This is a genomic window from candidate division KSB1 bacterium (assembly GCA_034505495.1).
GTDB lineage: Bacteria > Zhuqueibacterota > Zhuqueibacteria > Residuimicrobiales > Krinioviventaceae > Fontimicrobium_A.
Genome location: JAPDQV010000010.1, coordinates 43,302 through 69,048, shown reverse-complemented (window position 1 = coordinate 69,048; position 25,747 = coordinate 43,302). Strand labels below are relative to the sequence as shown.

Below are 25,747 nucleotides of genomic sequence, written 5' to 3'. Positions count from 1 at the left end.
CAAAGTCGAAGGTCAAAAAAAGCGCTGAATTTAATTGCGCCGCGGTTTTGCCGCATGATTTTTCAAATTGTTTTGCGGGGCGGGGTTTTAATCCCGCCCCGCGGCTTTTTGCGACCGGCACTGGGAAACTAAAATGAGTATTATGTAGTGCCGGAGAACAGCTCGATGAATTTTGTGGCGTGGTTTTGAATAAGCACGAGATAAATCTAGCGCTACAGGCACGAGATAAATATAGCGCTACGTACAATTGCGCTACTGGCATGGGATCATGCACGTGCTGCGGGCACGAGATAAATCTCGCGCTATGTACAATTGCGCTTCGGGCACGAGATAAATCTCGCGCTACGATAGATTGCGCTGCGGGCGCGAGATAAATCTCGCTCTACATATATCACGAGCCGCTAAGCCAGTTCCCAGCCCTTGCGGTTTTTTCGGGTGACGTATTGGTTCGCCTCGTCGCTGTTGGTGAAGCGCATGGCCTCTGCATCCCAATAGAGCTTGCCGCGCACGCGCAGGGCGATGGTGCCGAGCAGCAGGGTCTCGGTGATCGGCTGCACGACCTGGAAGCGGGCATCGGAAGGTTTTTCGCCGCGGCAGGCGCGGACAAACTGCTCCAGCTCATCGATCGGCCGCGGCAGGGTTTTCGGCGGCCGCACGAACTCACTCATTGCCTTATTAGGAATGAGTCGCGGCGACTCGCCGGAAAATTCGCACAGCAGCTTGCCTTTATCGCCGACGAACAGCAACCCCTCGTCGGGCATTTCACGGCCGTCGATCTCCATTTCCTTCCATAAATGCGGACGAATGCCTCCGTCGTACCAGTAAAAGTCAACCGGCGGCTGATCGCCGCGGGCCGGAAACTCCCAGTGTACGATCGAAGCCTGCGGAAAGGAAACCCTGTTCACCACTTTTTCCGCCTGGCCGGTCTCATTGATGCGGCAGAACTCGCTGGCCGAAGCTTCCACGCTGAGCGGCAAATGCAGATCGAGGATGTCCCAAATCTGATAGCCGCTGTAATGTCCCATGTCGCCCAACGGGCCGGAGCCGAAATCGTACCAGCCGCGGAAGTAAGTGTGGGTGTAGGTGGGATGGTAGGGGCGTTCTTCGGCCGGACCCAGCCAGAGATCCCAGTTGAAGCCCTTGGGCGGCTTGACTTTTTCTTTCGGCGCGTCCATGCCCTGCGGCCAGACCGGCCGACGCGACCAATTGTGCACCTCGCGGACCGCCCCGATGGCGCCCGCCTGAATCCACTCTTTGATCAGCGGCCGCATCTGGTTGTCGGCGGCGCAGTACATCTGCGTTGCCAAGCCTTTTTCTTCCGCCAGTTGCGTCATCAGACGCGTCTCGGCGATTACATTCGAAAGAGGCTTGTGCAGGATGACGTGCTTGCCGGCCTGCATGGCTTTATAGGCGATGACGCCGTGGGTATGATCGGGCGTCATGATCCACACCGCATCCAGATGCTTTTCGTCGGCCAGCATGTCGCGAAAGTCCTCCCAGGAAGAGCATCCCTGCCAGGCGGCCAGGCCGCGTTTCTTGCGGTAATAGGTGTCGACGACGTACTTGCCGATTTCGCGGCCGCAGCGGCAGCCGATGTCGCCTTCGCCGAAGCGGGGTTCGTCGAGCTCGCGGCGGATAGTGTTGCGCAGATCGAATCGTCCCCATTCGGGATAATCCTGGCTGTTGCGGTTGCAGTCGCAGACGGCGGTCAATTGAATGTTGTCGTTGCGCAAATAGTCCCAAATCATGCGCAGCGCCTGGGTGCCGCAGCCGACAAGGCCGACTTGGATCTTGTCGCTCGGCGGAACAAACCCTGGGCCGCCCAGGACATGACGCGGTACAATGACCGCCGCCGCGACGGCCGCCGTCGTACCGATGAACTCTCGACGATTCATAGCTTTTTCCGACATGCGCTTCTCCTTAAAATGGTTGACGGATGGCAATATTGTGGAAATGCATTGCAAAAATATGTTAGTTTTTCTTAACAATAAACTCAAGTAACTCTTCGTAATTTTTTATTGCAAAATGATTGACGCAGAGGCGAAACGATATCAACTTTAAACAATGTACGATTTGAGTTTTGAATTCAATAAAATTTTAATATCTTTGAAAAATCCCGCGCTTGAAATATGAATGCAGGAAAGGAGAACATTTTATGCGCTATTGGGTGATATTCATCCTTATGTTTTTCTTGTCGTTTTCCGTTTCGGCTGCCGTCGTTACCTCGCCGAACGGCAAGGTTGCCGTAACCCTGGAAATGAAAAAGAATTTGGAAACTGATCCGTCTGCGGACCGCTTCTGTTTTTCCGTCTCTTATGACGGAAAAGCCGTCTTGCTGGATTCTCCTTTACGGCTCGATTTCAAGGGCATGCCGGCGATGGGCGAGAACCTGGCTGTTGTCGGCGAGTCGCGGCAATCGGTAAATGAGGTTTGGCGGCCGTTATGGGGCAAAAGCAGTCGTGTGGTTAATGCCTATAACGAATTGACCCTTACCTTGCAGGAAACGCAGGCGCCGCATCGCATCATGACCGTGACGGCGCGCGCTTACGATGACGGTGTCGGCCTGCGCTATGGATTTCCCGCCGAATGCGGTTTTACGGATTTCAAACTGGCTGCCGAACGCACCGAGTTCCATTTTCCCGGCAATCCGACGGTTTGGGCGGTGCATTTCGAGCATTTTCAAACTCATCAGGAAGGTGAATATCCTCGAAAACTGCTCGGCGATCTGCATCCCGGGGATCTGATCGGATGTCCGCTTTTGGTGCAGCTTCCGCATGCGTGGGCGGCATTGACCGAAGCCGATTTGGACGACTGGGCGGGCATCTATTTTACGCGCAGCACGACCGCAGCCAATGCCGTCGTCTCGGTGTTGTCGCCGCGGCTTGATGAAAAAGAGGTCGCCGTGATTTCCCGCGCTCCCCGTCTTTCACCGTGGCGCGTCCTTCTGATCGGCGAAAAGCCGGGCGACCTGATCGAATCCAACCTGATTTTGAATCTCAACCCGCCTTGCGAAATTAAAGATACCTCCTGGATTCGCCCCGGCATTTCCGCTTGGGATCGTTGGTGGTGCGGCAGCTATGCGCCGGACTATCCCGGCAAATTGGGCGTGGATACGCCCTCGATGAAGTATTTCATCGATTTTGCCGCCGAAATGGGTTGGGAATACCAGCTGGTCGATTGGTTCTGGTACGGCAATCCTTTCGATCCGAGCAAGCCGTTCGGAACGGCCGGCAATCCGGCGGTCAGCATTCTCAAATCGACGCCGGAAATCGACATTCCCGAACTGGTTCGCTACGGCGCGAAAAAAGGCGTCAAAATTCTGGTTTGGCTTGACTGGTTCAACGCTGACAGGGAAATGGAAAAGGCGTTTCCGCTTTACGAAAAATGGGGTGTGGCGGGCGTCAAAGTCGACTTTATGGCCCGCGACGATCAGGAAATGGTCAATTTCTATCGTCGTTTGGTCAAGCTGGCCGCCAAGCACCATCTCGTCGTCGATTTTCACGGCGCTTACAAGCCGGACGGCTTTCAGCGCACTTACCCCAACTTGCTGACCCGTGAGGGCGTGCTCGGCAACGAGTACAACAAGTGGAGTCGACGCATCACGCCGACCCACAATGTGACGCTGCCGTTTACGCGTATGCTGTGCGGGCCGATGGATTATACGCCCGGCGGCTTTCGCAACAAGACGCCGCAGACCTTTCGCCCCGTCGGCGGCGACGATCCGGGGCCGTTCGTCATGACCACGCGCGCGCAGCAGCTCGCCATGTTCGTTGTTTACGAGAGCCCGCTGCAGGTGGCGTGTGATTCGCCCTACAACTATCGCGTGTCGCCGGCCGGACTCGATTTTCTCAAGATCGTACCGACGACTTGGGATGAGACCAAGGTCCTGGACGGTTATCCGGGAGAATTCGTGGTCATCGCCCGTCGTTCCGGCAAGACTTGGTTTGTCGGCGCCATGACCAACGAGCAGCCGCGGATCGTCTCTTTGCCGCTTGCATTTCTGGGTAAAGGAAGATTCAAGGCGACGATTTGGGCTGACCCCGATGAAGCTGCCGATTATCCCGATCGGCTGCAGAAGCAGGAAATAAAGCTTTCCGGCGACAAGCTGGAGCTGCATCTGGCGGGCAGCGGCGGCGCTGTCGTAGTCATTAAACCGATTCGGAAATGAGTTTTTATTGAGGAGCTTTATGACAAAGCGTTTTATTGTTGCCGTGCTGTCGAGCGGCTTGTTTCTCTCCGCCTCGCTGCTTTATGCTCTGGAATTTGACTGGAAACCCCTTTTAGAACCCGGCAGCGGCGGCCGGATCGTCTCCCTGATCGTCAGCCCGCACGACTCGAACCGCATTTTGGTCGGCGGCGACATGCTGGGGGTGGGCTTGAGCCTCGACCGCGGTGACTCGTGGGGCGAGACGTTTGGTTTCGACAGCTGGGAAATGGCCGATTTCACCTGGCATCCGAAAGATCCCAATGAGGTCTGGGTCGGTTCCATGAGCGGGCCGTACAAGAGCACGGACGGCGGCCGCAACTGGGTTTCCAAACGCCGCGGCATGGGCGCGTTTGACGGCGGTATGTATTCGGCGCCCATCCAAAAAATTCTGTTCGATCCTAACAATCCGCAACGGCTGATCGCAGTCGGCGGGTCGCACCGACGCTGGAACTCGCCCGGAAATCCCAAATGGGGCGCGGTTTGGGAAAGCACGGACGGCGGCGAAACGTGGCGGCAGATCGCCAATTTGCGCAGCCGCAACATTCTCGCCGCCGGTTTTGCCGCCGGTTCTTCGGACAGCCTTTATGCCGCTGTCGACGGCCTCGGCGTTTTCGTCAGCCGCGACGGCGGCAGAACCTGGCAGGAAGCCAATGCCGGTCTGCCGACGACAAACATCAATTGGATCGAACCGCATCCGACCGAACCGGCGACGGCATTTGTTGCGCTCGGTAATTATCAGACGGCCGGTGCATCGACCTTCTCCCCCGGCGGGATCTATAAAACGACCGATTTCGGACAAACTTGGGTGCCGAAAAATAAAGGCCTTTCGCAGGTTAAAAGCAGCGACGCCAATCAAACGGCGCGTTATGAAATCGTCGTGATCTCCAGGAGCAACCCCAACGTGATGTTCACCGGCAATACGGCTTGGACCGACAACACGCCTTACATCAGCAAGGACGGAGGCGAGACCTGGAAGGCCACGGGAGGTTCAGCTGCTACCGCGTATCCTGCGGGCAAGAGCATCGAATGTGCAGCTGTCGATCCGAACGATGAGAATTTCATCCTCGGCGCCGGTTCCGAATACATTCTCCGCACCCGGAACGGCGGCGCCAAGTGGGACGATGCCACCGCCTATCAGCCTCCCGGAAGCAAGCTCTGGCGCGGCCGCGGATTTTCGGGGCTTGTGTGCAAGGACTTTAAATGGCACCCGACTGATCCAAACCACGCCGCCTTTGCCGCAATGGATGCCGGCAATTTTTGGCACAGCACCAACCGGCTGTTTTCCTGGGAAAAAGCCAAGGCGCCGATCGGTAACTGGGGCGGCGGCAATGAACTCTGCTTTGCGGGCAGGCAAACGATGTTCGTCGCACTCGGCCAGTATAATTTCGAGGGCATCGGTCGCACACTGGACGGCGGCAAAAGATGGCAGCTGATGATGGGTTCTGCCGTCGGATTACCTAATCAATACGAGAACAAAAAGGCGACGAGCATCTATGCGTTGCCGAACGACTCATCGCGCGTTTGGGCGGCGATCGGCGGTGCGCTCTATTTTTCTGAGGATGCAGGGAATAAATGGAAAATTATCTTCCAGGAGGCGGCCGTGCAGCAGGTGCTCGGCGCGCCGAGCAACCCTCTGCATTTGTACCTGGCGACTTCCAGGGGCGTGTATGAGGCGCGCGACGGCGTTCAATTTGCCGCCATCAAAGGGCCGCAGCCGACGACGCGGTTGACCGTCGACCCCCAAGATGAGAACATAGTCTACGCGGCTTCATGGCGGCAAGTCGGCGGCCTGTGGCGTTACCGCGACGGCGCTTGGACGCGCATCCATAATGACGCCTACATTGCCGCCGCTTCCGTGCACCCGACCGATTCGAACATCATCGCTTTTGTGACCAACGACCATCCTTACCATGACGCCTGCTTCGCCACCGGAGTCTATTTAAGCGAAGACGGCGGGCAGACCTGGCAAAGGCAGAACAATGGGTTGCCGATGCTGCGCGGCGACTGTATCGCTTTTAATCCGCACGACGGCAGTCAGATCGTCGTCGGTTTGAGCGGCCGCGGCTATTACATTTCCGGCTTTGATCCAAGCCGAGTCGAGAAATGCGAAACGGCGTTTCCTGTTGACTTTGATCTTTTGCCCAACTATCCCAACCCTTTCAACGGCTACACGACTTTGCGCTTCCGGTTCGAGCGGCCGACGAGGGCGCAGATTGACATTTTTGATCAAACAGGGAGATCAGTGAAACGGTGGGAGGAACGGGAATTCGAAGCCGGCGAGTACAGTCTGGTATGGGATGGAAGGGATGAATACGGGCGCTCGGCTGCCTCGGCCGTCTATCTCGTTCGCCTGAGCGGGTCAACCGGTGTGGCAACGCAAAAAATTGTGTTGCTCAAATAAAGTAATGGCTTTTGGTTAGGGCAGGAACGGCGCCGAGGGGATGGGGTAAAAGCCGCTCGGCGCTTCCTCAGAACAGGCATGTCAACAAAAAAGGCGATCGACCCATTACTGATCGATCGCCTTTTGTAGCGGCGGAGGGACTTGAACCCCCGACCTATGGATTATGATTCCACTGCTCTACCGACTGAGCTACACCGCCGTTTCCAGCATAGAAAAATAACAAAAAGAGCAAAAAAAGACAAGAAAAATTTGCAGCTTTTCATTCCTGATCGAATCCGAGAGCCCGACGTAGAGGTTCGAGGGCGATTTCCGACCAGGATTCGACATTCCCGTCGCTCAGAGCGCAAATTTCCGCCAATTGATCATAAGACATAAATCCCCCCCATGACATTTCCTTATCCTTGGGCTTTATTTTACGCGCCTCGGTAAAAGCGAGAAACAGCAGACCAAAGTGCACCTGTCCTACTTCGGTTTGATCATCGTTTATGTATCCGAGAAGGATGGGCGGTTCATAATTGACCAGATCGATTTCTTCGCTGATTTCTCGATGCAGCGCCGCCAAAATCGGGTCGCCGGTCACCGACTCGTCCTTGTCGACGTGCCCGCCGATGCCCCAAGACCATTTGCCGCGCAGCCGCTTTTCCGAATAGCTGCTCGTCGAGGAGCGCTGATAGGCAAAGATCAATCGGCTCTCTTTTTGAGCGATGATTACATAGGGGATCGGCTGTTTGTAAGCCGGGTTGGGTTCGACATCACCGCGCCGCAGGTAAAAGTAATTATCGTCGATGATGCGGCGATAATCCATCGATGCGGCGTCGCAAAAGCCCTGAAAGTAAGAATCGGCAAACAGGGTCGCCCGATCGACGACCAATATTTCTTGATCTGCTTTATTCATCAGGCTTCCCCGAAAAACTTGGACAGCAGCAGTTTCTTTTGTTCTTCAAAGCCCGGTTTTCCCAACAGGGCGAACATGTTTTTCTTGTAGGCTTCGACGCCGGGCTGATCGAACGGATTGACGCCGAGCAGGAGACCGCTCATGGCGACCGCAAATTCGAAAAAGTAGAACAAAGCTCCCAAGGTGTATTCATCGCGCCTGGCCAAAGAGATGGTCAGGTTCGGCAGGTTGCCTTCGGCGTGAGCAAAACGTGTACCCAGATAAGCCTGTTCGTTGACCTCGTCGAGCGATTTGCCGGCGACAAAGTTGAGGCCGTCTCCGTCGTCCTCGAAATGCGGGATGGTCAATGTCCTGCGGGCTGAAACGGTCATAAAGGACTCGAAGAGTATTCGCTCGCCTTCCTGAAGATATTGGCCGAGGGAGTGCAGATCGGTCGTCAGGTTGGCCGTTGCCGGAAAGAGACCGGTGTGGTCTTTGCCTTCGCTCTCGCCGAACAGCTGTTTCCACCACTCGCCGAGGAAAAAGAGAGAAGGTTCAAAAAACGAGAGCACCTCGACCTTTTTGCCTTCTTGATGCAGCAGATAGCGGGCGGCGGCATAGGCTGCGGCCGGGTTTTTGGAAACATCGGCCGAGGCTCGACAGAGCGTTGCCATGTCGCGCGCACCGGCAAGCAAGGCCTCAACGTCATAACCCGCTGCAGCGATGGGCAACAGTCCCACGGGACTTAACACAGAAAAGCGGCCGCCGATGTCGTCTTCGATGACAAAGGAGCGGTATTCCTGCTGATCGCTCAGCTTTCGAAGCACGCCGCGTCGTTTGTCGGTCGTGGTGATGATGCGCTTTTTCAGCTCGTCTACGGAATATTTTTTGGCCAATGCCTGGCTGATGAGGCGAAACGCAATGGCCGGCTCGGTGGTTGTGCCGGATTTCGATATCACATTGAGATACACCTGCTTATCCAAGATATAGTCGATCAGCGAAGCGTGCGCGTCGGCGCTCAAATTTTGTCCGGCGTAGAGCAGAAAGGAATTGCCGAGAAACGGATCGCAGAGAAATTCGACGGCGGCGCGAGTGCCCAAATAGCTGCCGCCGATGCCGATGCAGACCAAATGATCGGCGCGGCTGCGTATCTCTTGGGCCAGGGATTTGATGCGTTCCAGTTCGCTTTCCATCTTCCACGGCAGGTCGAGCCAGCCGAGAAAATCCGCGCCGGCACAGGTTTTGTTCAATAATGAAGCGTGCACTTGCGCCAATTTCGGCTGCAACGCCTCAAGACGCTCTTCCGTAACGAAGGGTCCCAGTAATGAGAGATTCAATTTGATCGGTTCTGTCATGGTACCTCATTTGCTTTCATGGATGTATATCGAATAATATAGAAGTTTTTTAGGGGAGAAGCAAACAGATGTTCGCGGCGCAATGACGGGTTTCTAATCGCGATCGCCTGTTTCTTTGTTTTTGTGACTTTCGACGCGGACGCGCTTGAATTCCCACCCGAACAAGAAATGGGTCAGACGTCGGCTCCAACGCCGTTTGGATGCCCAGCGTTTCAAACGAGAATGATGATGCGAGTGTTCACCTTCGATCGGTGCGTGCTCCGACCGATTTGCTGCGCGAAGGCGGCGTTCTTCTTCCAGCAGTTCGGCTGCCGACACAACGCCCTTGCGAATCAACACGCTGACCAGAGCGGCGGAGGAGATTTGCGAGGAAAAGGTATGATCGATTTTAGAGGATTGTTCCATGACTTTTTCACTTGGTTGCAACGTTTCGCTCAATCGTATTTCCCGTCAGTTGGTTCTGCGTCTGTCTTTTTGTTTTCATTTAGCGGTATGAGTTATCTTTCATGTTTAGCCTTTGTCGTAACACTTGGCGCCATGTTCTATGTTAGCTAATCGCGATAAGAGAAGTATGGATAAGATGAACTCTGCTCACCGTAAAAGTTTGGCTAAAAGAAAACCGATGATCAGCCAGAACGGGATCGAAAGCGCCAAAGCCCAGTTCAAGCCGCGCAGAAACGGGATCGAATCCATGTGCGCCTTGCGCTGCAGGCTCTTCTCGATGCGGATACGCAGCTCGTCATAATTGATCGGTTTGACCAAATAGTCCTCGGCGCCGCTGTGCATGGCTTGAATGGCCGTTTCGTCAGCGGGATAACCCGTCAACAAGATAACCGGACACCGCTTATCGATGTCCTGGATTTTATGCAGCAGTTGAATGCCGTCCATGTTCGGCATGCGTACGTCGGAAAGGATCAGGTCGATCGACTCGCGTTCAAAGATTTCGAGCGCTTGAAATCCGTCGGTTGCGGTAAAGGTTTTGTGCCCCCATCGGCTCATGATGGCGGGCATCTGCTCGAGGAAATCCGGTTCGTCGTCGACAACCAAAATGTTTGCCATGGTATGACCTCATAGGAGTTTAGTCGATCGCCGCGCTGATTTTCGACGTATCAACCATATTAAAAATAAAGAAAATAAGCAAATTTGCAAGCGAGATTTTGCAGGAAGGATTAGGTACCGGACTGCATGACGGCGCTTAACTTGCGGCGCATGATGCGTTCGATCTCTTCCAAGGGGCCGTTTTCCGCTGCCCGTTTCGGCGCTGTATACCACTCGGTCGTCTGCATCATTTTTTCATGAATTACCCCTAAAATTCCGGAAGAAGGGGGGAAAATGTCGACCGATCGTTCAAAGAATAGTTCGGAAAAATCGCGCAGCTGGTGCGGTTCGCTTTCGCAGAGGATGATCTGGGGAGAAAAACTCTTCAGCAGGGATTCCAGCCATTTGCCCTGCTGCGGGAACTGTTTTTCGAGCGCCTTGATCCGCTGCAGAACCGCGGGCGAAAAGGGCGTACCCTGACGCAACTGCACGAGTATGGCGCGCATCAGCGGGTGCTTGTCGTCGAAAAAGGTGTCGAGCGCTTTGACGAGGCAGTAGGTGAAAAAGATCCTGGCGCTGCGGATCGCCGCTTCGGAAGGCTGAAGGATGTAGATGGGAAGGTCGGCGGTCAAAAAGAGATCGACGGCTGCCGCCGAACAGCGCGACTGCAGGTCGACGAGAATGAAACGGGTCTCCTCGTTTACCTCGTCATGGCCGAGGAGCGCCTGCTGCAGAATCTTGTCCGTTTCCTTCAGCAGCGAATAGGAAGGCATGACCGACGGCTCCGAGGCTGCGGCGGAGGTCTTTTCCAACCCAGAGGTCCGGAAAAGACGATCCGCCGACAACAACTCGACCCTCTTACCCTGTCGTTTCAAAAGCTCGGCAAAGGCTTGTGCTATGGCGCGGCCTTTATCTCGCTGGACGGTGCCTGCAAAGGCCCACAATCGGGAGGGGGCGCCCAAGGTTCTTTGCAGTTCGAGCTTGATGGCTTTTAAAGAAATCTGTGCAGTAGCCAATTTCGATGCTTTGCTCCGGTTGTGTGAGATTTATGCCTGTTTTGGATATACCATTCGCCGAACGGCAAGCGCCCAAACCCGAACGACAAGAGTCAATTCTTGTGCCGGCACCCCGGAAAGGAACAAGGCGGATTGTAACGTTTGCCAAACCGCCGAAAGGTTTCAAGTATGACTTAATCAATGTAAAATAGCAGCTTATCTTGTCTCTCCCCGACTATGATTTATAGTGAATTTTATCCGAATTTATAAAAGGCGCGAGAGGGGGGCGGTTCCCAAGGCTAAACTGTCGTGGAATTGGACAAGCGGTAAATTTTGCGGACAAAGTGCCGAACTCGGATTTGTTCGGTTGACGTTCATAGGCAAATTGCTTATCTTGAAGCCGCAACGACAGGAAAGGGATTATGCGCACCATTGTAAAGCTCGCACGGCTGGCTCTCAAGAATCCCGAGTTGGCGCGCAACAAGATGCGCACGACTTGGAGCACTCGGCTGCGGGCATTATGGGATTATCACTTCCGCAACGGCAGCGCGGCGCCGCCCAATGCCGTCTGCATTAGATTGAGCAATGCCTGCAATTTGCGCTGCCGCATGTGCGGACAGCCGCGCGAAGGTCATGCTCCCGGCGACCCCAAATATGCGCCGCCCGAGTTTTTCCGTCAGCGAACCTCTCTTGAAGTTTATGAACGGCTCCTCGACGAGCTGGCGCCGGCGCGTCCCAACCTCTATCTCTGGGGCGGCGAGCCGTTCCTGTATCCGCAGCTGTTCGACCTGGTTCGGACGGCAAAATCGCGCCGGTTTACGGTGCAGATCAACACCAACGGCCTGCTGCTGCGCCGTCACGCTAAAGAAATCGTGGAAAGCGGTCTGGACGATCTCATCGTTTCGATTGACGGACCGGAAGAAATCCACGATCGAGTGCGCGGCAGACAGGGCGTCTTTGCTGAAGTGAAGGCCGGATTGGCGGCTGTCATTGCCGAAAAGAAAGCGCGGAACGCGTCCAAGCCGCTGATACGGATTCGCGGCACCATCAGTCCCGAGAGCTTTGCAACGGTATCGCTCCTGCCCGCAATCGCCGCCGAGCTTGGCGCCGACAGTCTCAACTTTAACTGGACTTGGTTTACCACCAAAGAGACCGGCACGGCGCATCAGCGCCTGATGCATCAGCTGTTCGGCATCAAAGCAGTGTCCTGGCAGCCCTTCGAAAGCGGCGTCATTTTCGATCCCGAGCGCCGCGGCAAGTACGAGGGGATTCGTCAGGAGCTCGAAAAGCTTTACAGCTCCGATCTGCCTTTGCCGGTCTCGCTGTCTCCGGCGCTCGAGACGGATCAGGTGGAGACCTATTATGAGAACATACACGAAACCTTTGGTCACCGTACCTGCCTGTCGATCTATGTCAAGTCGTACATCCTGCCGAACGGCGACGTGACGCCTTGTCCGGATTTTCCCGATTATATTTGCGGCAACATTCACGAGCAGTCCTTTTTGGACATTTGGAACGGCGAAAAATACCGTCGTTGGCGGCAGGAGATAAAGCACCGAGGCCTGTTTCCCGTTTGTTACCGCTGCTGCGATTTGTTTTTGTCCGATGTTAAATTTCTATAGAGATTATGCGCATTCTCTTCCTTAATCCGCCTTATTTCGAGCGTTTCAGCCGTTCGCAGCGGAGTCCGGGAGTAATCAAGTCCGGCACTATGTATTACCCTTATTGGCTTGCTTCCGCCGCGGCGGTTGCCGAATCGCGAGGCCATGAAATCGATTTGATCGACTGTCCCGCAAGCCGCCGCACTCTCGCCGACATCCGCAGTCGCCTGCTGGACTTTGCACCGGATTTGATTGTCCTCGAGTCCGTAACCGCCAGTTGGTACAGTGATTGTGCCGTCGCGGGTGAGCTCAAGGCGATACTTCCCGAATCGGCCGTCGCCATGGTCGGCACCCACGTCACGGCGCTCTGGCGTGAGACGCTGGAGCGTCACCCGGCCGTCGATTACGTCTGCATCGGCGAGTACGACCTTACGGTGGCGGAGCTGGCGCAACTGTTGGAGCAGGGCGGTTCGCCGAGCCGAGTTTTGGGCCTCGCCTATCGTCGTAACGGCGAAATCTGCAAAAATGCGGAGCGCCCGCTGATCGAAAATCTCGACGATCTCCCTTGGATCGCGCCGATCTACAAACGCTTTCTTAATCCTAATGACTATTATTTCAATCTCAGCCATCACCCTATGGTGATGCTGATCGGAGGCCGCGGCTGCACCGCCATGTGTTTCTATTGCGTCTATCCCCAAGTGATGCACGGTCATCGTTATCGACACCGCAGTCCGGAAAACATCGTCGGCGAAATGCTGTGGGTGCAGGAGAACATGCCGGAAATTCGCGAGATCACCTTCGAGGATGATAATTTTGCCGCAGATCCGCCGTTTGCCCGACGCTTTGCGCAGCTGGTCAAGGAAAAAGGCGTTCGGCTGCCTTTTTTTGCCAATCTGCGCACCACCGTCGATTTCGAGACGCTGCGGCTGCTCAAAGAGGCGGGCCTGCACAGCACGGCGGTAGGGTTCGAATCCGGCGATGACCGGATTCTGCGCAACATGCGCAAGGGACAGAATACCGCGATTCAGCAGCGGTTCGTCGAAAACGCCCATAAACTGGGAATTTTGGTGCACGGCTGCTTCATGGTCGGGTTTCCGGGAGAAACCCGTGAGACGATGAAAAAAACGCTGCAGCTGGCGATAAAGATAAAACCGGACAGCGCGCAGTTTTATCCGGTAATGCCTTATCCCGGAACCGGCGCTTATGCCTATTACAAGGAAAAAGGCTTTCTGGCGACCGATTCTTTTGACCTATGGCTCACGGCCGAAGGCGGCCATCGGTGCGTGCTCAATCTGCCGGGATTGCCGCCGGAAGAAATCGAACGATTCTGTGAGCGCGCCTTTCGCCGCTTCCACTTTCGCCCCGGTTACCTTTGGTACAAACTGCGTCAGGCGGTGCGATCGCCGCGCGAAGGCCGCCGCTCATTTGCTGCCGGACTGCATTTCGTTGGTTATTTGTTGTTTGGCCGCAGGAGGCGGGACCTTCCTTTTAAAGTCAAGCCGATTCTTCCGTCGCCGGAATGGTACGGCACGATTCGCGTGCCGATGGGGCGCATGGAGGCATTGAAAAAAGCAACTAAAAGAAAACAAGAATTCAGTGAATAACGGAATGAGGCTGAGGACGGTATGAATTCAACTGCGCGGCCACGTCCGATGCAGCGGTTATTCCTATGATATTTCTCGTTGGCGTTTGCGAAATAGTTGTGCTATATTTCATAAAATGAGCCGATTTGCCTGGGAATGAGTCGTCAGAAGCGCGAATCGGTGCAGGTGAATAAAAAGCGGGCAATAAGGAGGCCTTATGAAACGGAGTGCTTTGATCGTCTGCAGTATCATCCTGACGGGGTTGGGATTAACGGAAGCAAAAAGCAGCGGCGCCTATTTCGGCGGCGGCGTCGGCCAGAGCTACGTCAAGACTGATCTCGGTGAACTGGAAAACACGGATCTGAAACTCGATGAGAGCGGCTTTGCCTATAAAATTTACGCAGGCGTGCTGGCCGGCAAGTCGTTGGCACTCGAAGGCGGGTATCGCTCTTTCGGCACCGTCAAGAGTAAAGCCGGCGACATCAAATACGAATCCAACATCACCGCCTACGATCTGCACGCACTCGGCCGCGTCGATTTGGCGCTGGTCGAGCTTTTTGCCAAAGCCGGTTATTCGTTCTGGGATCAGCAGAACAATATTACTGCAAGAGAATCGAACAAGGGCGGCTCGAACTTTTCCTGGGGAATCGGCGCTGTGGCCAAGCTAGGCGGCTTGGGAGTCCGCGCCGAGTGGGAACGATTTGAGACCAAATCGTTCGATCGGCTGTCCATGCTGACGCTCAGCATTGTTTTAGGCATGTAACGCTTTGTAAGTGATGGACCTGCACGACCTTCATCCTCACCGCCTTTACGGCCGCAGTTTTCCCTTGGGAGCGACGGTCTATGCCGACGGTGTAAATTTTAGTATTTATTCCAAAAATGCCTATGCCGTAGAACTGCTGCTGTTCGACGACGTCGATGCGCCGCGGCCAGAACGGGTCATTACGCTCGATCCGAAAATGAACCGCACCTCTTACTATTGGCATTGTTTTGTGCCGGGAATCGGCCAGGGGCAGCTTTACGGCTGGCGCGCTTACGGCCCGTTTGAACCCGCCAAGGGACTGCGTTTCAACGGGCACAAGGTATTGGTTGACCCCTATGCCAAAGCCGTCGCCATCGGCAAAAAATTCGATCGGGAGGCGGCGCGGATCGGCGGCGACAACTGCGCCCAGGCCATCAAGTCCGTGGTGGTTGATCCCTCCCGCTATGATTGGGAAGACGACTATCCTTTGCGCCGTCCCTATGCCGAAAGCGTCATTTATGAGATGCACGTCAAGGGATTTACGCGGCATCCCAGTTCCGGGCTCGACCCGAAGGTGCGCGGCACGTTTCGGGGCGTTATCGAAAAGATCCCCTATCTCAAAAGCCTCGGCATTACGGCCGTGGAGCTGATGCCGGTGCAGTTGTTCGACGACGGCGATGCGCCGCCGCCGCTGCACAATTATTGGGGTTACAACCCCATCGTTTTCTTTGCCCTGCATCCCTGGTACGCCTCGACGAGCGACCCGATCGGCGTTCTCGACGAATTTCGCGACATGGTCAAAGCGCTGCATTTGGCAGGCATCGAGGTCATTTTGGATGTTGTGTTCAATCACACAGCCGAAGGCGGCGCCGATGGTCCGACTTATTCGTTCCGCGGGCTCGGCAATGAAATTTATTATATCCTCGAAGAAGATAAATCCCGCTATGCCAATTACAGCGGCACCGGCAACTCGCTCAATGCCAACCATCCGGTTGTCAGGCGGATGATTCTGGACTGCCTGCGATATTGGGCGATGGAAATGCATGTAGACGGTTTTCGCTTTGATCTGGCTTCGGTCCTTAGTCGCGACGAGCAAGGTCGGGCGTTATCCAATCCGCCGACGCTGTTGTCGATCGAGACCATGCCGGAGACGGCGCACGCCAAGATCATTGCCGAAGCTTGGGATGCCGCGGGCCTGTTTCAAGTCGGTTCGTTTGTCGGTGAACGGTGGGCCGAGTGGAACAGCCGCTTTCGCGACGATGTGCGGCGGTTCGTGCGCGGTGATGAAGGCATGACGCGGTCGATCGCCGACCGCCTCCTGGGCAGTCCGGACATCTACGGCCGCGAAGGCGGACCGCGCCGCAGCATCAACTTTGTCACCTGCCACGACGGCTTTACAGTCAACGATTTGGTCTCTTATAACCAAAAGCACAACGAGGCAAACCTCGAGAACAATCGCGACGGGCTGGATGAAAATTTCAGCTGGAACTGCGGCGTTGAAGGTCCGACCGACGACCCGGATATCGAATCCCTGCGCCTGCGGCAGATCAAAAATTTCATCACCATCTTGCTGATTTCGCAAGGCACGCCGATGCTCTTGATGGGAGATGAAATCAGACGCACCCAACTGGGCAACAATAACGCTTATTGCCAGGACAACGAACAGAGTTGGTTCAATTGGGACGATCTGAAGCGGCGCAAAGACCTATTTGCGTTCGTCCGCGGCGTGATCGAGTTCGTTCAGCAAAGCCGGTGTTTTACCTCTGAAGAACCGGTCTCCGTCGGAGAGCAAAAGGATGCCCTGCATATCATTTGGCATGGTGTGCATTTGGGGGCTCCCGATTGGAGTCCGACTTCGCATACTCTGGCTTTTACGCTGCATGATCCCAAAGTCGATGAACGCCTCCATGTTCTTCTTAACATGTATTGGCAGCCCTTGGTTTTCGAGCTTCCGGCGCTGCCGGGCGGCCGCGAGTGGGTGCGGGTCATCGACACCTCGCTTGCTTATCCAAAGGATTTTTCACCGCCGCATCTCGCGGAAGCCATTGCCGACAGCTATTACGATGCCGCACCGCGCTCGGTTGTGCTGCTTGCGGCACGATAGAGACTTCTTTCGGTCGTCGGCAACATTTTGAACAATATCAGCAATTGCGGAAAAAGCAAATGAAAATCTTCAAACCAAAATACTTTTGCCTGTTGCTGGGTCTCACCGGATTGACGTTTGCTCAGTCAGCGGATCCGAAATTTGCCGACTATTTGGCGGCGGAACGAGACAAGCTGCCGGTTGCCGGGGAACTGCTCTATGACTGCAGCAGGTTGACCGGTTATTCGCTTGGCGGAGGTACGGCCGCTTTGAGGCGTGTTACCGCCGCCGCAGATCTTCCTTTTACCCAGGCGTATCAAATCGACGTCAAACGCGTCGGCGCTAATTCCTGGGAGCCGCAGTTTGTCTCACCCAAAAATGCAATTGCCGTGCATCAAGGCGACATGCTCTTTTGGGTTTTGTGGGTGCGCAGCCTATCGGTGCCGCCCGAGTACGAGACCGGAAAAGCATTTTTCTATGCTCAGCTTGCCGAATCACCCTGGACGGGAATTGCATCGCACGACCTGGCTCCGATCGGCGAATGGGATAAAATCTACATTTACGGCCAGGCGCCGCAGGATTTTCCAGTCGGCAAGATGGAGTTCACCATTCATCTCGGCTTTTACCCTCAGGTGCTGGAAATCGGCGGCATCATTGCCCTTAACTTGGGCCGCAATGTCGATCCCGCAAAATTGCCGAAGAATCGAATCACCTATGCCGGTCGCGAGGCGAATGCTCCCTGGCGCGCTGAGGCGGAGGCAAGAATCGAGCAGCTGCGCAAGGGTAATCTGCGGATCGTAGTCAAAAACCAGGCCAATCTGCCGATCAAGAATGCGCGCGTAAAGGTCGAGATGCAGCGTCACGCTTTTCGGTTCGGTTCTTTTATGGATGGTCCGCTGTTCGAAGACAGCCGGAACGGTCGAAGGTATCGGGAAGAAATCTTTAAGCTCTTTAACGCCGCTACAACGCCCTTTTACATGGGAGACGGCAGTTGGGGATGGTATTCTTCGGCGCAGGTGCGGGAGGATTATCGTCACCGAGCGGAATGGCTGGTTGATAACGGTTTTCGCACCAAAGGGCATGTGCTGATTTGGCCGGGCTGGACGTGGATGACGCCCTATTTTCGCTCCCTGGCGAACAATCCGGCCGGCCTGCGCCAAGCCCTGCTGGAGCATTTGGAAACCGTGGTGCCTGTGGGACGGGAAGCGGGCGTCGAGGAATGGGACGTCGTCAACGAACCTTATACCAATCACGACGTCATGGACCTTCTCGGCGATGAGGTTTTGGTCGAATGGTACCAAAAAGTTCATGAGCTGCACCCCGAGACGCGGCTGATCCTCAATGAAACCGGAGTGCTGATCTCGGGCGGCGACATCAAGGTACAGGACAACCTGGCGCGTATCGTCGAGCTGCTTCTCTCTCGCGGTGCGCCGCTGCACGGCCTGGGATTTCAAGGGCATTTCGGCGCCGTTCTGACTACGCCTCGCCGGTTGAAGGAGATTCTCGACCGGTTTGCCGCTTACGGCCTGCCGATTCAGATCACCGAATTCGACATCGACATCGACGACGAAGAGGCTCAAGCGGATTATACGCGCGACTTTTTGACGCTCATCTTCAGTCACCCCGGCGTCAACAAGTTCGTCATGTGGGGATTTTGGGAGCCGATTCACTGGCGGCCTCGGGGCGCCATGATCCGCAAAGACTGGAGTTACAAGCCCAACTACCACGCCTATGTCGATTTGGTGTTGAATCGATGGTGGACACGAACCGAAGGCACAACGGATGCCGAAGGCGTCTATGAAATTCGCGGTTTTCTCGGCAGCTACCGCATCGCGGCGGAATATGAGGGCGTTGTGAAGGAGGTTGTTGCGGAACTCGAAAAGCCGCAAAGCGACGTCGCCGTCGAGTTGCCGACCGACGCAACCGGCATCCGCTCCCGTGACGAGGCCCAATTCGACTGCCGCTTGTATCCCAATCCGACGAATTCCGCTTTTATCATGGAGCTTTATCTGCCGGAATCGGCGCCGACCCGAATCGAGCTTTTTGATTTGACCGGCAGAAGAATTGCTCTAGTTGCTGAAGGCCGGTTGGCAAAAGGGGAGCATCGCTTCGCTCTCGACGGCAGTGTGTACGCAGGCGGCGTGTATCTCATCAGCATTCGGTGCGGCGATAGCCGCTTTGTCCGCCGTGTGCTTTTGCTTCATTGAAATAGTGTGGATAATCGTCATTGCAATATTAAGAGTTTATTAATAAGCGGCTTAATCTTGCAAATTGAGTTTAGCTTTCATATTTTATCAAACAAATGAATCGATTCTTCAAAAAGGCGGCAAAAGATGCAAAGTGAACCTCGATATGAAGCCACTCTGCAGCGCGATCTGCAGACCATTCGCCAGACGCTCATGCGCATGGCGGCATTGGACGAAGCGGCCCTGCGCGGCGCCGTGGCCGCTCTGTTGGAAAAAAATCGACAGAAAGCCTATGTCGTCATCCTGCGCGACTATTTGATCGATGACCTCGAGGATGAAATCGATCGCTTGTGTCTGCAATTCATCGTGCGGCAGCAGCCGGTCGGGATTCATTTGCGCTTCATCTATGCGGTGCTCAAGATGGTCAGCGGGCTGGAACGCATCGGCGATTATGCCGAAAGCATGTGTCGCCAGATCGTATTGCTGCAGAATCTGGGCGCCGATTATGAAAGTTTGCCGTTCGAAGAGCTGGCCGATGCCTCGATCAAGATGTTCCGCGATGCGGTGCAGGCGTTTGCAGACCGCGACCTCGAAAAAGCACGCCAATTGATGGATATTGAGGACGTCGCCGATAACCTTCGTTTCAAGATCAACCAGCAGATTTTTGAGCTGCGCGCCAAAGGCGTGCTCGGCGACGAAGCCATTAATCCCCTGCTGACGATTGCCCGACGACTGGAGCGGGTTGCCGATCAGGCCAAGAGCATTTGCCAGGAAACCTACTATGTGGTTACCGGCGAGAACGTCCGACACTCGGCTGCGAGCGGCTACAACATTCTTTTTGTCGATGATGACAACGCAATCATCAGCCAAATGGCCGAGGGCATTGCCAACTCGCTGCAGAAACCAAAGTTCCGCTTTTTCAGCGCCGGTATTAATCCCCAGCCGATACATCCGATGATCGTCGGCTTTATGGCCGAAAAGGGCATTAACATTTCGGAACAAAAACCGAAATCCGTCGCCGAAGTCACCGGCAAAGAAACCATACACGGCGTCATTCTGCTTTCACCGCATATCAAGCCTTCACAGCTCAGTCTGCCGCTCACCACCATCGTGATCGAATGGCCGATGAAAATGCCGAAAATGAAGCCGAATGATCCCGGTGCGCTTTTCCCGCACCTTGAGAAGGCTTTTGACAGTTTACGGGCAAACATTTGCGATCTAATCGAGGCAATTTCCGGTGAAAACCTGTAAACGCGACTCTTTGACTACGTCGTTGTTACGTCGTTCGGCGGCTGCGCAACCGTGCAGGAGGATGCTAAAGGCGGCCGGCCTAGTTCTGCTTGCCGTAAGCAGCAGCCTGTTCGTTTCCTGCCTGTATGGAAGGTCGAGTCAATCGGCCGCCGGAGTTGCCAAACGGACGATCCAAAACACAGGCTCCGACACGATGGTCAATTTAGCTCAGGCTTGGGCCGAGGCCTATGCGCATGTCAACGATGAGGTGTCCATTGAAGTCTCGGGCGGCGGCTCCGGTACCGGTATTGCCGCGCTGATCGAAAACACCGTCGATATTGCCAACTGCAGCCGGCGTATGGAACCGATGGAGATCAAAAAGGCAAAGGAGCACACCGGCAAAGATCCGGTCGAGTTTCTTGTCGGTTACGACGCGTTGGCGATCTATGTTCACAGGGACAATCCGATCGACAGCCTGAGCATCGAAGAGCTGGCGGAGATCTATGGCGAGCACGGCAAGATTACCCGTTGGTCGCAGTTGGGCGTGACTTTGCCGAAGGGTGCGCGCGACGAGATAATGGTCGTCAGCCGGCAGTCGAATTCGGGGACCTATCACTATTTTCGCGAGGCGGTAATCGGCAAAAAGCGCGACATGCGTCTGGGTACGATCGACATGCACGGTTCGAAGGACGTCGTCGAACTGGTCAGCCGGACGCCCAGTGCGATCGGCTACAGCGGCATGGGATACGCCAACGATCGAGTCAAGATGCTGCGCATTTGCAGAAAGAAGGGCGAACCCGCTTATGCCCCGACGATCGAAAACACGCAAAACGGCAAATATCCGATCGCTCGACCGCTGTTGATGTACACCTTGGGCGAACCCAATGAAACCATCCGGAAATATCTCGATTGGATTCTTTCACCGGAAGGACAGCATATCGTCAAGTTGTCCGGCTATGTACCGGTGCATCCTGAGGAGGAGCTTCAAGTTGCGGGAGGGAAGCAACAGTGAAAAAGCGGTCGCGGGTTGCGGAACAGATCAAAGAAAGCATTATCGAGAATCTGATCAGGGTCAGCGGCGTCAGCGCTATCCTTTTTGTTTTTGCCATCTTTTTCTTTGTTTTTCGTGAGGGGAGCTCTTTTCTTTTCAAAGGTTTCAACGTCAAAGAGTTTTTCACCAGCATCGAATGGTACCCGACTTCCCAAAGCCATGTGCGTTACGGCGCCTTGGCGCTGATCGTCGGAACCCTCAGCGTCACGTCGCTCGCCATGGTGATTGCGGTTCCGTTCGGATTGGGGGCGGCAATTTACATTTCCGAATTCTGTTCGCCCAAGGTGCGGGAGACGTTTAAAATCGTCATCGAAATGTTGGCGGCAATCCCGTCGGTGGTTTGGGGCTTTATCGGCTTGACCATCATGAACTCTTTGATCATTCAAATATTCAATGCTCCCATAGGTTTGACCATGCTCAACGGCGGCATCATTCTGGCGCTGATGAGCGTGCCGATCATCGTCTCGATCGGCGAGGATGCCCTCAAGGCGGTTCCCGACAGCTATCGTGAAGCGGCACTGGCGCTCGGCTGCACACGCTGGCAAATGGTTTATCGTGTGCTGCTGCCGGCAGCCCGCAACGGCCTTCTAGCCGCGGCGCTGCTCGGCGTCGGCCGCGCCGTGGGTGAAACCATGGCCGTCCTCATGGCCACCGGCCATTCGATCCGCATTCCGAAAAGCCTTTTGGAACCGGTTCGAACGCTCACGGCCACCATCGCCGCCGAACTCGGCGAAGCGCCGGTACACTCGGAACACTATCAGGTCCTCTTTATCATCGGCATTCTTTTGTTTACCATCACCTTTATCATCAATTTGACTGCCGATTTGATCGTTAAAGGCATTCGCAACAAATAGGATGACGAATGTTCACCGCTACCGAACTGACGCTGAAAAACGCGCGGAGTGAGAAAATTGCCAAGAGCATCTTTTTGGCAATGAGCCTGCTGATGATCATTCCGTTGATCCTGATCATCGTTTATCTCTTTGTCAAAGCGTGGCCGATTCTCTCCCTCGATTTTATTCTCAAAAATCCCACGCACGGCATGCGCCAAGGAGGCATTTTTTCCGCGCTTCTGGGAACGCTTTATTTGGTCATCATCTCGCTGCTGATCGCCACTCCTATCGGCGTCATGACCGCCATCTATCTGAATGAATACGCGCGGGAGAATTTGCTGACGCGAATCATCAATCTGGCTGTGGTCAATCTGGCCGGCGTGCCCAGTATTGTGCATGCGCTTTTCGGCCTCGGCGCATTTGTGCTGGCTGCAGGCATCGGGCGTTCCATTTTGGCCGCCTCTCTGACGCTCGCCATCATGACCCTGCCGGTGATCATTGCGGGCACCAAAGAGGCGCTCGCCTCGGTTCCCATGGCCTTTCGGGAAGCGTGCTGGAACGTCGGGGCAACACGATGGCAGACCATTCGCCACATCGTGCTGCCCAATTCGATCAGCGGCATACTGACGGGCGTTATTCTGCAGGTCTCACGCGCTGCCGGTGAAACGGCGCCGATCATGTTTACCGGTGCCGTGTTCTACAAGGCCATCCGTGAAGGCGACATTTTTGCCTACGGATTGCTCGATCAGTGCATGGCTCTTTCCATGCATCTGTTTACGATCTCGACGCAGGTTCCCGATGTTCCCGAGGCGCTTCCGTACGGCACGGCTGTCGTGCTTTTGGGCACCGTGCTGTTGGTCAATGCGCTGTCGATTGTCATTCGCATCCGCTTACGGTCGCGCAAAAAATGGTAGACAAAAAAGAAAAAATTCAGATCCGCAACCTGCGGGTCAGTTACGGCGCACACGAGGCCCTCAAGGGCATTTCGTTCGATGTTTACGAGAACGAAATCTTGGGAATCATCGGCCCGGCGCAATCCGGTAAATCCACGTTTCTGAAGGTGCTCAACCGGACCATCGAGTTCATTCCCAGTGCCCGCGTCTCGGGAAGCGTTTGGATGAACGGCGAGGATATTTACGATATCCGAAACGTCTACGAGCTGCGCCGCAAGATCGGCATTGTTTCCCCGCTGCCGGTGGGACTGCCGCTGTCGATTTACGATAATGTGGCCTTTGCGCCGCGCATGGCCGGCATTACCGACAAAGCCGAATTGGATGAACGGGTGGAGCGCTGCCTGAGACAGGCGGCTTTGTGGGATGAAGTCAAAGACCGGCTTCACACGTTGGGCACCAAACTTTCCGGCGGACAACAGCAGAGGCTGACCATCGCCCGCGCTCTTTCGCACGATCCGGAAATCTTGTGCCTCGATGAATTCTCGATCGCCATCGACCCGGTAACAACCATGCGCATCGAGGATGCGTTGAAAGAGCTGCGCTCACAAATTACGATCATCATGGTCACCAACCTGGTGCAGCAGGCGAGGCGCCTGGCAGACCGCACGGCGTTTTTCTTTAACGGCGAATTGGTCGAAATCGACGCTACGGACGTGATCTTTTCCGATCATCCTGCCTCGCAGAAAACCTATGACTATGTAAACGGAAGATTCGGTTGATGGAATCCTATGCCGTCACAACACGCGACCTCAACCTTTGGTATGGTGATTTCCAGGCGCTGATCAATGTCAACCTGAACATTCGCGCGGGAATCATCACTTCGCTTATCGGCCCGTCGGGCTGCGGCAAGACGACCTTTTTGCGCTGTCTCAACCGCGTCAACGAACGTTACGGCAACGTCACCACGACCGGCGAGATCAAGATACTGGGAAACAACATTTACGATCCGAACGTTTCGCTGGAAGAGCTGCGCAAGCAGGTCGGCATGGTCTTTCAGCGGCCGAACCCGCTGCCGATTTCCGTGTATGAGAATGTAGTTTTCGGGCTGCGCATCCACACGCCGCGCGGCAGTTTAACACGGGCTCAAATGGACGAAGCGGTTGAGCAGTCCCTTCGGGCAGTCGGGCTGTGGAAAGATCTCAAGGACAAGCTGAATGTCAAAGCGACGACTCTTTTGTTGGAGCAGCAACAAAAGCTGTGCATTGCCCGACTTTTACCGCTCAAACCGCAGATCATTCTGATGGATGAGCCCTGTTCGGCGTTGGACGTAGAGGCGACGCTGCACATCGAAGAGTTGATGCGCGAATTGGCAGGTCAATACACCATTATTATCGTGACCCACAACATGGCGCAGGCGCGCCGCGTCAGCGAAGAGTGTATTTTTATGCTGATGGGCGAGGTCATCGAACACAGCGCTACGACCGACCTGTTCATTGCGCCCAAGGACCCGCGTACAGCGGAATACATCGAAGGACGCTACGGATGATTCTCTACAGGCTTTAAGCGCTTTAGATACATTTGTGTCGGGAAATTAAACTTGACTTTAAAAAAATATTTATTAAATTATAATGACACCGCGGGGTGGAGCAGTCTGGTAGCTCGTTGGGCTCATAACCCAAAGGCCGCAGGTTCAAATCCTGCCCCCGCTACAGCAAGCCCTTGAACCTATTTGTTCAAGGGCTTTTTATTTTTCCCGCGGCTTTGAAAGGCGCACTATTAAATCAGCCGTTGGCTTTGCAAACGTCGATTTGTTCGTCCCTCCACATTATGAAGAATCCGGGAAAGGAACAATTGCGTAACCTTCAGCTGGTGCTGATCATCCTTTTAATTGTGATGATCTACGCGATTTGTGCCTGCTCTTCCACGCTTCCTCAACAGGAAACCATTATTCAGTCATACCCGCCTCTTCAACCTCCGCAGGTCGAGCTTCTCAAACAGGAGATTCGAAGATATTACCAAGTGCCTTACCGTTGGGGCGGCAGTACGGAAGAGGGTATGGATTGTTCCGGATTTGTCTCGACCCTCTATCGGAATGCCTTGGGCGTTTCGCTGCCGCGGACAGTGGTCGATCTGTACGCCTATTGCCTGCCGATACCGAGCCGAGCGCTGCAGTTCGGCGATCTTGTCTTTTTCGGCGAAAAGGGGAGACCTACTCATGTCGGGCTTTATCTGCAGAAGGGTTATTTCATCGATGCCGGTCGGCAAAAAGGGGTCGCATTGAACAAACTGAGCGATTCTTACTACCGGCGACGCTATATGGGGGCGGGTAGAGTAAGAATCACTGATGGGTCGTAAAACTGCCGTTGTTTTGCAATGTTCAACCTTAGCCTTTGCAGATGAGGGCCGGCGCGTTGGTCTTTGGCCTGCCGAGGCCGAGCGGCGTCAGTTTCTCCGTTGCCTTGGATTAGAGAACATTCAACATCATTTTGCGTTTGTCAAAACAACCCGGTACCCAGCGTTCGTCAAATCACAATCCCTTCCGTCTTGCGAGCCGGGCAGCAAAAATCACTTACTGCATGCTTTGCAAAGGATGCGATACTATTGAATGACCGGATGATGCGACGGCTTTTGCCGGGCTGTTTGTCGATCGACGGTATGGATTGACAAAGCTGAAT

20 protein-coding genes and 2 tRNA genes are annotated in these 25,747 nt (G+C 54.8%); 15 read left to right on the top strand and 7 right to left on the bottom strand.

The genetic code is table 11. The features are described 5' to 3' along the window. Positions 1 to 401: 401 nt before the first annotated feature. Positions 402 to 1,910 carry a Gfo/Idh/MocA family oxidoreductase gene (locus tag ONB24_06370; GenBank protein ID MDZ7315730.1) on the bottom strand — a complete coding sequence of 503 codons (1,509 nt, stop codon included), beginning with the start codon at positions 1,908 to 1,910 and terminating at the stop codon, positions 402 to 404. Between the two features lie 245 nt (positions 1,911 to 2,155). Here ONB24_06370 and ONB24_06365 point away from each other — a divergent pair, with 245 nt between their 5' ends. Continuing rightward, the gene (locus ONB24_06365; GenBank protein ID MDZ7315729.1) at positions 2,156 to 4,168 is read left to right on the top strand and encodes a glycoside hydrolase family 97 protein; all 2,013 of its coding nucleotides are present in this window, start codon (positions 2,156 to 2,158) and stop codon (positions 4,166 to 4,168) included. 19 nt (positions 4,169 to 4,187) lie between these two features. Next, a complete protein-coding gene (locus ONB24_06360; GenBank protein ID MDZ7315728.1) occupies positions 4,188 to 6,608 on the top strand; it encodes a T9SS type A sorting domain-containing protein in 2,421 nt (806 codons plus the stop codon). Between the two features lie 126 nt (positions 6,609 to 6,734). On the opposite strand, the gene ONB24_06355 is transcribed toward ONB24_06360, so the two are convergent. The 6 genes from ONB24_06355 to ONB24_06330 form a co-directional block, all read right to left on the bottom strand. Further along, a tRNA-Met gene (locus ONB24_06355) sits at positions 6,735 to 6,807 on the bottom strand. A 60-nt stretch (positions 6,808 to 6,867) separates the two neighbouring features. Further along, positions 6,868 to 7,503, bottom strand: a complete 636-nt coding sequence (locus ONB24_06350) for an NUDIX domain-containing protein (protein MDZ7315727.1) — start codon at positions 7,501 to 7,503, stop codon at positions 6,868 to 6,870. Beyond that, positions 7,503 to 8,837 carry a glucose-6-phosphate isomerase gene (locus tag ONB24_06345; GenBank protein ID MDZ7315726.1) on the bottom strand — a complete coding sequence of 445 codons (1,335 nt, stop codon included), beginning with the start codon at positions 8,835 to 8,837 and terminating at the stop codon, positions 7,503 to 7,505. The genes ONB24_06350 and ONB24_06345 overlap by 1 nt, the downstream gene beginning before the upstream one ends. Positions 8,838 to 8,930: 93 nt before the next feature. Then, positions 8,931 to 9,275 carry a hypothetical protein gene (locus ONB24_06340; protein ID MDZ7315725.1) on the bottom strand — a complete coding sequence of 115 codons (345 nt, stop codon included), beginning with the start codon at positions 9,273 to 9,275 and terminating at the stop codon, positions 8,931 to 8,933. A 153-nt stretch (positions 9,276 to 9,428) separates the two neighbouring features. Further along, complete coding sequence (locus tag ONB24_06335; GenBank protein MDZ7315724.1) at positions 9,429 to 9,896, bottom strand: response regulator; 468 nt, start codon at positions 9,894 to 9,896, stop codon at positions 9,429 to 9,431. A 110-nt stretch (positions 9,897 to 10,006) separates the two neighbouring features. After that, a complete protein-coding gene (locus ONB24_06330; protein MDZ7315723.1) occupies positions 10,007 to 10,891 on the bottom strand; it encodes a hypothetical protein in 885 nt (294 codons plus the stop codon). Between the two features lie 401 nt (positions 10,892 to 11,292). On the opposite strand from ONB24_06330, the gene ONB24_06325 reads away from it, so the two are divergent. From ONB24_06325 to ONB24_06265, 13 genes are all read left to right on the top strand, one after another. Then, complete coding sequence (locus ONB24_06325; protein MDZ7315722.1) at positions 11,293 to 12,492, top strand: radical SAM protein; 1,200 nt, start codon at positions 11,293 to 11,295, stop codon at positions 12,490 to 12,492. A gap of 5 nt (positions 12,493 to 12,497) precedes the next feature. Continuing rightward, the gene (locus tag ONB24_06320; protein MDZ7315721.1) at positions 12,498 to 14,075 is read left to right on the top strand and encodes a B12-binding domain-containing radical SAM protein; all 1,578 of its coding nucleotides are present in this window, start codon (positions 12,498 to 12,500) and stop codon (positions 14,073 to 14,075) included. A gap of 196 nt (positions 14,076 to 14,271) precedes the next feature. After that, positions 14,272 to 14,817, top strand: coding sequence for a porin family protein (locus ONB24_06315; protein MDZ7315720.1), 546 nt, complete (start codon positions 14,272 to 14,274; stop codon positions 14,815 to 14,817). A gap of 13 nt (positions 14,818 to 14,830) precedes the next feature. Beyond that, positions 14,831 to 16,900: a glycogen debranching protein GlgX gene (gene glgX / locus ONB24_06310; protein MDZ7315719.1), complete on the top strand. Its 2,070-nt coding sequence runs from the start codon at positions 14,831 to 14,833 to the stop codon at positions 16,898 to 16,900. Between the two features lie 59 nt (positions 16,901 to 16,959). Further along, positions 16,960 to 19,086, top strand: coding sequence for an endo-1,4-beta-xylanase (locus ONB24_06305; GenBank protein ID MDZ7315718.1), 2,127 nt, complete (start codon positions 16,960 to 16,962; stop codon positions 19,084 to 19,086). 126 nt (positions 19,087 to 19,212) lie between these two features. Beyond that, a complete protein-coding gene (gene phoU, locus ONB24_06300) occupies positions 19,213 to 20,316 on the top strand; it encodes a phosphate signaling complex protein PhoU (GenBank protein ID MDZ7315717.1) in 1,104 nt (367 codons plus the stop codon). 61 nt (positions 20,317 to 20,377) lie between these two features. Next, positions 20,378 to 21,307: a phosphate ABC transporter substrate-binding protein gene (locus ONB24_06295; GenBank protein MDZ7315716.1), complete on the top strand. Its 930-nt coding sequence runs from the start codon at positions 20,378 to 20,380 to the stop codon at positions 21,305 to 21,307. Beyond that, positions 21,304 to 22,200: a phosphate ABC transporter permease subunit PstC gene (pstC, locus tag ONB24_06290; GenBank protein ID MDZ7315715.1), complete on the top strand. Its 897-nt coding sequence runs from the start codon at positions 21,304 to 21,306 to the stop codon at positions 22,198 to 22,200. Before ONB24_06295 ends, pstC begins: the two co-directional genes overlap by 4 nt. A gap of 8 nt (positions 22,201 to 22,208) precedes the next feature. Continuing rightward, positions 22,209 to 23,093 carry a phosphate ABC transporter permease PstA gene (pstA, locus tag ONB24_06285; protein ID MDZ7315714.1) on the top strand — a complete coding sequence of 295 codons (885 nt, stop codon included), beginning with the start codon at positions 22,209 to 22,211 and terminating at the stop codon, positions 23,091 to 23,093. Then, positions 23,087 to 23,851 carry a phosphate ABC transporter ATP-binding protein gene (locus tag ONB24_06280; GenBank protein ID MDZ7315713.1) on the top strand — a complete coding sequence of 255 codons (765 nt, stop codon included), beginning with the start codon at positions 23,087 to 23,089 and terminating at the stop codon, positions 23,849 to 23,851. Before pstA ends, ONB24_06280 begins: the two co-directional genes overlap by 7 nt. Next, complete coding sequence (locus ONB24_06275) at positions 23,851 to 24,618, top strand: phosphate ABC transporter ATP-binding protein (GenBank protein ID MDZ7315712.1); 768 nt, start codon at positions 23,851 to 23,853, stop codon at positions 24,616 to 24,618. Before ONB24_06280 ends, ONB24_06275 begins: the two co-directional genes overlap by 1 nt. 89 nt (positions 24,619 to 24,707) lie before the next feature. Next, positions 24,708 to 24,781, top strand: a tRNA-Met gene (locus tag ONB24_06270). A 142-nt stretch (positions 24,782 to 24,923) separates the two neighbouring features. Next, a complete protein-coding gene (locus ONB24_06265) occupies positions 24,924 to 25,427 on the top strand; it encodes a C40 family peptidase (protein ID MDZ7315711.1) in 504 nt (167 codons plus the stop codon). Positions 25,428 to 25,747 lie beyond the last annotated feature (320 nt).

What these genes read in the sequence shown, in the direction of transcription:
- ONB24_06370 (MDZ7315730.1), bottom strand. Translation starts at nt 1,910, where the DNA reads ATGTCGGAAAAAGCTATGAATCGTCGAGAGTTCATCGGTACGACGGCG.
- ONB24_06305 (MDZ7315718.1), top strand. Translation starts at nt 16,960, where the DNA reads ATGAAAATCTTCAAACCAAAATACTTTTGCCTGTTGCTGGGTCTCACC.
- ONB24_06315 (MDZ7315720.1), top strand. Translation starts at nt 14,272, where the DNA reads ATGAAACGGAGTGCTTTGATCGTCTGCAGTATCATCCTGACGGGGTTG.
- glgX (MDZ7315719.1), top strand. Translation starts at nt 14,831, where the DNA reads ATGGACCTGCACGACCTTCATCCTCACCGCCTTTACGGCCGCAGTTTT.
- phoU (MDZ7315717.1), top strand. Translation starts at nt 19,213, where the DNA reads ATGCAAAGTGAACCTCGATATGAAGCCACTCTGCAGCGCGATCTGCAG.
- ONB24_06280 (MDZ7315713.1), top strand. Translation starts at nt 23,087, where the DNA reads ATGGTAGACAAAAAAGAAAAAATTCAGATCCGCAACCTGCGGGTCAGT.
- ONB24_06365 (MDZ7315729.1), top strand. Translation starts at nt 2,156, where the DNA reads ATGCGCTATTGGGTGATATTCATCCTTATGTTTTTCTTGTCGTTTTCC.
- ONB24_06345 (MDZ7315726.1), bottom strand. Translation starts at nt 8,837, where the DNA reads ATGACAGAACCGATCAAATTGAATCTCTCATTACTGGGACCCTTCGTT.
- ONB24_06275 (MDZ7315712.1), top strand. Translation starts at nt 23,851, where the DNA reads ATGGAATCCTATGCCGTCACAACACGCGACCTCAACCTTTGGTATGGT.
- ONB24_06320 (MDZ7315721.1), top strand. Translation starts at nt 12,498, where the DNA reads ATGCGCATTCTCTTCCTTAATCCGCCTTATTTCGAGCGTTTCAGCCGT.
- ONB24_06295 (MDZ7315716.1), top strand. Translation starts at nt 20,378, where the DNA reads ATGCTAAAGGCGGCCGGCCTAGTTCTGCTTGCCGTAAGCAGCAGCCTG.
- ONB24_06325 (MDZ7315722.1), top strand. Translation starts at nt 11,293, where the DNA reads ATGCGCACCATTGTAAAGCTCGCACGGCTGGCTCTCAAGAATCCCGAG.
- pstA (MDZ7315714.1), top strand. Translation starts at nt 22,209, where the DNA reads ATGTTCACCGCTACCGAACTGACGCTGAAAAACGCGCGGAGTGAGAAA.
- ONB24_06350 (MDZ7315727.1), bottom strand. Translation starts at nt 7,503, where the DNA reads ATGAATAAAGCAGATCAAGAAATATTGGTCGTCGATCGGGCGACCCTG.
- ONB24_06360 (MDZ7315728.1), top strand. Translation starts at nt 4,188, where the DNA reads ATGACAAAGCGTTTTATTGTTGCCGTGCTGTCGAGCGGCTTGTTTCTC.
- ONB24_06335 (MDZ7315724.1), bottom strand. Translation starts at nt 9,896, where the DNA reads ATGGCAAACATTTTGGTTGTCGACGACGAACCGGATTTCCTCGAGCAG.